This window comes from Chrysiogenia bacterium (assembly GCA_020434085.1).
Classification (GTDB): Bacteria; JAGRBM01; JAGRBM01; order JAGRBM01; family JAGRBM01; genus JAGRBM01.
Window position 1 is genome coordinate 1 of the sequence record JAGRBM010000246.1, and the last position, 6,422, is coordinate 6,422.

Genomic DNA, 6,422 nt, shown 5'->3' on the forward strand with positions numbered 1-6,422 from the left:
GGTCGAGATGAATCGTTCGCTTTCGCGCGCCGTCGTACCAGTAGTAGCTCGCACCGGTAACCGGCTTTGCCTTCGAACCGCTCGCCAGCACGGGGCTTCCCCAAAGCAGGGCCACCGCCACCATCAGCAGGCATACAAGTGTCAGTCGCTTCATGGTTTATCTCCCGTAAAAGCGCAGGCGCCAGGACGTGAACACACCGGCATCGCCCGCCACTTCGTCACTGATACTCACAGTCCAGTCGCCGTCGGCTGCCTCGCCCATCTGCCGCGTACTGCCAAAGCGCCAGCCGTCCGCAATGTCGCAGGTCCCCTGCCCGCCAAAGAAACAGTCATGCGGCACGGCGAGCACGCTCACAGTTCCCGAGGGGGCGGTCAGCGTGATGCGCAGATCGGTGGCGAAATCATGGGCCAGGGTCATCTCGATCTGAACGAACTCGATGAAGTCGATCCCGCTACCGCTCACGGTGATTGTGTCACTAACCGCCGCAGCCGGGTTGTTGTCGACAATCGTATCGCCGGGCGTGGCCAACGGGGTTGCGAATTCCTCGGGCAGCGAGCTCATCTGCGGCGTCCAGCCATCGGCCATCTCCACCGCGGCTCCCGCATCCACCATGCCGAACCCGTAGTTGTGGTTGACGTGCATCGGCGGGGTTGCCCCGTTCCAGTTCCAGCCCGGATCGGTCGGATCATTCATGCGCGCGGTGCGCGCAAGGATCTCGCGCACATCGCGCCAGGTCAGCGCAGGGTTGGCTTCAAGCATCAGCGCCGTCACACCCGAGATCATCGGCGTTGCCGCCGAAGTTCCGTTGAAAGAGCTGGTGTAGTTGCCCGAGTTATAGCCCGCACTGCCCTCCCGGTCGGTGGTGGTGATGCCCTGCCCGCTGTCTCCTTCGGAGGGACCGCAAACCAGAAGATTCGCGCCGGGCTCGGAATAGGAAGCCCGCACGCCATCGTCTCCCGCGGCGCAGACGGCATTGACGCCCCAGAAGTTGGCGAATCCATCGCCGTTCGAGTTGTCGACGGGCGCGCCATTGCCACCTGCCCAGAAGAAATTAAGACCGAGTCCGCCGCGTCCGTTCTCCACGGCATCCTCAACGGCGGCTTCCCACACGGCGGGCGGCGCAGTGAAGTCGCCAAAATCATCATAGGGCCCCCAACTGTTGGAGGACACGTTGTTGTCGACGGCGTCGCGGCTCATGGCATCCGCTTCATCCGCGTCGCTCGCATCAACGGCGATGAGGTTGTAGCTGAGAATCGACGCGCCCGGAGCGATGCCGCTGCCACCCAGGCTGTTGTCGCGCACGGCCGCGATGATTCCCGCTACGGCAGTGCCATGGCTTCCGCCCGGCGGGTTCGTGCCGCCCGAATCGTAGTCGTAGCTCTCCCCGACCAGCACGTTGTCTGCCAGGTCTTCATGGTCGAGCTCAAAACCGGTATCGACCACCACCACGCGCACGCCCGTCCCGTCGTTGCCGGCCTCCCAGGCGGGCTGGACGTCGGCGTCTTCGCAGGGGTCGGCCCCGTCCTGGCCGGTGTTGTCGATGTGCCACTGGTCGCCAAGAAGCGGATCGTTGTAGCCGAGCCCGCCCAGCGTGGTCGCCATGGCTTCACCCGAATAGCCGCCCTCGCCGTTGGCCGCGACGGTACTCACGACATAGTAACGATCCGCCGCGGCGGAGAGTCCCGTCTCGCAAAAATCCACACCCGGTGAGACCGTGCCGGGCGCGCTCATCGGGGTCAGCCCGGTGCTGCCGGCGGCATACACGACGTAGCTGATCGCGTCGGGGTGGGGCTGCCAGCGAAGACGAACACGCCCGTTGCCGCCCCAGGCCGCCAGCCCGGTCGGGCCGAGTGGAAGAATGCTGATCCCGTGGCCCAGGATCGGACGCAGACCCGACGCGGTGAAACTCACCTGTAGATCTTCCACCACGTCGTAGGAAATATCGTCAAACGTCGCGACGCCGGCGGCCGTCGCTTTGCTCGTTGTTCCGCTGAGCGATCCCTCGCCGCCCGATTGGGCGAGCATCACCGTCGCGCTCTCGCCGGTGAGGACCGCACCGGTGCAGTCCTGAATCTCCACGGTGAAGGTGCTCCAGGCCTCCGTCTCCAGTGCGGAGGCCGGCATCGGAGTTCCAAAGCCGAGCTTCACCGGCACCGAAGGCGTGCACGCTTCGATCACCATCTGCGCATTGTCGGTGGAATCGAGATCTTCGGAATCAAAACGAAGGGTGATCGTCTCGGCAGTGTCGTAGGCAAGCCCGGAGAAAGTCGCCACCCCGGAGGCGGCGCTGACCATCTGCGTGCCGGAAATCGTACCCGTGCCGCTGACCAGCGTGAGCGCGATGAGGTTGTCCGCACTGGTGACGGGATCGCCGAAACCATCGATCACCCGGACCTCGATGTCGGCCCAGGTCTGATTCTGCCATTCCATCGCTGCCGGCGCGCGCCGGAATTCCAGCCCGACCGGAACGCCCGGCATGCCGGGAGTCAGGATGATGGTTGAGTTTCCGCTGCAGGCCGCCATCGCGGCCACGAGGATTGTTGCCAAAAACGCTTGCAAGCGCCGCGAATCGAGAATTTGATGCACGTTCACTCCATCGGGCGCGGGCTTCGCGCCGCTCTCCCCCGAGACCCGGAAGTATAGAGCGTTCACCCGGCACATGCGCCAGCCCATATCACACTCAAAAATCGTGTTTCGGTTGCGGGGGCCCGCCATGCTATGAACCGGCCATCTCGACAAGTTCAGAGAGGATCACGCAATGGCGTTGAACAACCACACACTCCCTTCGCGCGTCATGGTCGGCGACGGTGCTTCCAAGAGCGTCGGCACCGAGGCCAAAAAGATGGGAGCAACCAAAGTATTGCTCGTCTCCGATAAGGGCGTCGAAGGCGCGGGCCTCGTCGGCCCGATCAAGGAAGCATTTGAAAAAGCAGGCCTCGGCTGCGAGGTCTACCTCGACGTCGAGCCCAACCCCACGGATGAGCAGGTCCGCGGCGCAGACAAGACCTACAAGGACGGCGGCTGCGACTTCGTCGTGGCTCTCGGCGGCGGTTCGGTCATGGACGTTGCCAAGGCGGTTCGCATCCTGGCGAAGCATCCGGGCGACATTCTCGACTTCGACTTCACCAAGGGCGGCATGGGAAAGATTACAGCCAACCAGCCGCCGCTCATTTGCATGTCGACGACTTCGGGCACGGGCTCGGAAGTCTCGGTCGGCGCGATCGTCACCGACACGACGAACCACACCAAGCGCACCATCGTCAGTCCATTCATAGTTCCGACCATGGCCCTCGATGACCCTCTGCTCACCCACGGACTGCCGCCCTTCCACACGGCGGCCACCGGCATGGACGCGCTCACGCACGCCATTGAAGCCTACACCGCGCGCAACAGTTCGCCGCTCGGAGCGGCCACCGCCATTCGCGCGATCAAAATGATCTCGGAGAATCTGATCACCGCCGTGAAGGAACCCAACGACGGCAAGGCGCGCCACAACATGATGTACGCCGCCATGCTTGCCGGCATTGCGTTCTCACAGGACGGTCTGGGAACCGTGCACGCCACGGCGCATCAGCTCTCCACCGAGTTCGGATTCGCCCACGGCATGGCCAATGCCATCATGCTGGTGCCGGTGATGAAGTTCAATCTCGACAAGGTCGCGTCCAAGTATGCCGAGGTCGCGGTCGCCCTGGGCGCCAACCCCGGGCAGAGCGAGAGCGCGCTGGCCGAGGAAGCGATCAAGCGCGTCGAGCAGCTTCGCGCCGACTCGGGCCTTCCCGGCCTGATTCGTGAGGGCAAGGGCGCCAAGGCCGCCGACCTCAAGAAGCTTGCCGCGCAGGCCATGAACGACATGTGCCACTTCACCAACCCCAAGCAGTGCAACCCGCAGGTGATGCACGACCTCTTCGCGGAGGCCGGCGCCGACGCGGCGTAGTTCGAAATACGCGCACAAAGAAAAGGGCGCAGCCAATGGCTGCGCCCTTTTGTTACGGACTCGTTTGATTCGGCGCTTAGCTGGCCGAGCCCTTCGCGAATGCAAAGTGCACGCGGCGGTTCTTCGCCCAGGCCGCTTCGTTGCTGCGCGCGTCGACCGGATATGCCTCGCCGAAGCTCACGGTGTCGATGCGGCTCGAGGAAATCCCCTTCTGCAGCAGGTAGCGCTTGGCCGACTCGGCGCGGCGCTGTCCAAGGCCCAGGTTGTATTCCTCGGTGCCGCGCTCGTCGCAGTGGCCTTCGAGGGTCACGATCCACGAACCGTTCTTGGAGAGCAGCGCGGCGACTTCATCAAGTGTGGCGCGCGCGCTGGAGTCTAGCGTCGAGCTGTCGAACGCAAACAGCGCGGCGGGAACAAGCAGGCCGCTCTCGCTGCCTTCGGAACCGGCCGAGGCTTCCATGGCGGAGTCGTTGGCACTCAGGACGTCCTTGCGAACGCGGCCCTGCGAGTCGACGGTGCTCATGTTGCCCATCGGGATGTCTTCTTCGCCCAGATCGGCGGCGGCAGTGTCCGCGCCGCCCGCGCCGGCTTCTGCGCTGCTCTCGGCAGCAGCGGCCTCGGCGGCAGCTTCATCTTCGGGTGCCTTCTTGTCAGCACAACCGCTCACGAGGATGGTTGAGGTCACAACAGCAAAAACACCAAGCGTGGTCACAATCTTTCGAATCATCGAATGGCTCCTTCTTCTTCCCGGCGCCGGTATGGCGCCCGCCAATGCCAAAACAAATACTACCTCTCCCGAGGGGCCCAAACCGGATGGGTTTCGTTGGATCCTGAGCTGGTCAGGCGATGAACGAAGTGGCCCCCGGCGCCCATCAGATAGAGGTCGTAGTTCCCTCTTCGATTGGAGCTGAAAACGAGATAGTCCCCGTTGGGGCTCCAGGATGGGTCTTCATTGCTCCTGGCACCGCTGGTCAGTTGTATCTCATTGGCGCCTTCAGTGTCAATTACGTAGAGGTTCAGCTCGCCCTCCTCGCGCCGTACAAAGGCGATTTCAGTCCCTTTTGGTGACCACGATGGCGAGGTGTTGTAACGACCTTGAAACGTCAGGCGCCGCGGCGTCCCGTCGTTGATGCCCACAACATATATGTGGGGCGCGCCCGAGCGATCCGAGACATAGGCGATCTGCTTTCCGTCGGGCGACCAGCTCGGCGTGACGGAGATGCCGTAACCCTCGTTGAGCGCCCGGGATGTCCCGCTTTCCTTGTCGTGCAGGATGATGTGCGTGTTTCCGCTGCCGTCGTCCTGCACCAGTGCCACGTAGCGGCCGTCGGGGGATTCCACCGCGCCCAGATTGAGCGATCCCTTCATCCAGAACGGCGTGAGCCGCCCGGTCAGCATTTCGTAGAAATAGATGTGCGGTTTTCCGCGACGGATGTAGGAGGTGAAGTACATCCCCTCCCCGTCGCGGCTGTAGTGGGGCGAGAGGTTGATCGAACCATTGTCGGTGATCTTGCGAACATCGGTGGCATCGATCTTCATCTCGTAGATTTCTTTGGTACCGCTCGTGTCCGAAACGAATGCAATGCGCCCGAAGGAGATTCCCTCGGCGCCGGTGAGTTCCTGCACCATCACGTCGGCAAAGCGATCGGCCATCAAATAGAGCTGTTCCTGCGTGCCGCGAAAGCGCTTGCCCTTGCGGAACTTCTTGAGTCCGACATCATAGAGGCGTAGCTCGACCACCCAGGTATCGTCCTGACGACCGACCACACCTTTGGCGAGCGCGTCGGCGTTAATGATCGACCAGTTAGAGAACACCTGCTCGTGGGGAAGCACGCCCACTTCCTCGACGTTTTCGATGTAGGCCTTGGGGTCGATCACCTCGAGCACGCCCGAACGCGCCACGCTCTTGCGAAGACGCGCGGCCAGCTTGCCCTCGAACTCGCGGGTTTCTTCGTCCTTGGTCATCGAGACAAAGGACGGAATGGCGACGCGCAGCTTGCGCACGCCCGTGCGGTAAACATTGAGGATCGGCTCGCTCGCATGGGCGAGGCCCGCCTGCGCCGTCACGGCCGCGAGCATCAACAAGACAATTGCGAATCGTTTGAACACGTTTTCTATGAACCTTCGATGTTGTTGAACTTCACCAAGAAGTTCCGTGGGAATTCCTGCGGCGGCGTATCGAGCTTCTTCACGTCCTTGGCCGCGCGCAGGACCGCGTCGTCATAGGCATGCTCGCCCGAGCTCTCCTCGAGTGTTGCCGAGAGCACCGTGCCGTCGGCGTCGATGCGGAATCGAATGACCGCGACCAGCTCGCGGCGGCGCGAGAGATTGGCCGGCACGCTCCAGCGGCGCTGCACCTGCTTGATGACGTGGGTGCGGTATTCCACTTCGCGGCGAAGCGCAATCTTGTCGGCGGTCTCCAGCGCGCTCTGGGCGCGCGCAGCGGAGGTGAGTTGCTGCTCGATCTCTTCAACGCTGCGCGCGGAA

The 6,422-nt window shown here is 63.1% G+C and carries 5 protein-coding genes; 1 reads left to right on the forward strand and 4 read right to left on the reverse strand.

The genetic code is table 11. The features are described from left to right. Window positions 1-157 precede the first annotated feature (157 nt). Window positions 158-2,548, reverse strand: a complete 2,391-nt coding sequence (locus tag KDH09_08155; GenBank protein MCB0219650.1) for a S8 family serine peptidase — start codon at window positions 2,546-2,548, stop codon at window positions 158-160. A gap of 211 nt (window positions 2,549-2,759) precedes the next feature. Between KDH09_08155 and KDH09_08160 the strand changes: the two genes are divergently transcribed. Then, a complete protein-coding gene (locus tag KDH09_08160; protein MCB0219651.1) occupies window positions 2,760-3,935 on the forward strand; it encodes an iron-containing alcohol dehydrogenase in 1,176 nt (391 codons plus the stop codon). A 76-nt stretch (window positions 3,936-4,011) separates the two neighbouring features. On the opposite strand, the gene KDH09_08165 is transcribed toward KDH09_08160, so the two are convergent. The 3 genes from KDH09_08165 to KDH09_08175 all read right to left on the reverse strand — a co-directional run. After that, window positions 4,012-4,467, reverse strand: a complete 456-nt coding sequence (locus KDH09_08165; protein ID MCB0219652.1) for an OmpA family protein — start codon at window positions 4,465-4,467, stop codon at window positions 4,012-4,014. A 254-nt stretch (window positions 4,468-4,721) separates the two neighbouring features. After that, window positions 4,722-6,044, reverse strand: coding sequence for a PD40 domain-containing protein (locus tag KDH09_08170; GenBank protein ID MCB0219653.1), 1,323 nt, complete (start codon window positions 6,042-6,044; stop codon window positions 4,722-4,724). Window positions 6,045-6,049: 5 nt separating this feature from the next. Beyond that, on the reverse strand, window positions 6,050-6,422 hold a 373-nt coding region (locus KDH09_08175; GenBank protein MCB0219654.1), incomplete at its 5' end, for a TonB C-terminal domain-containing protein.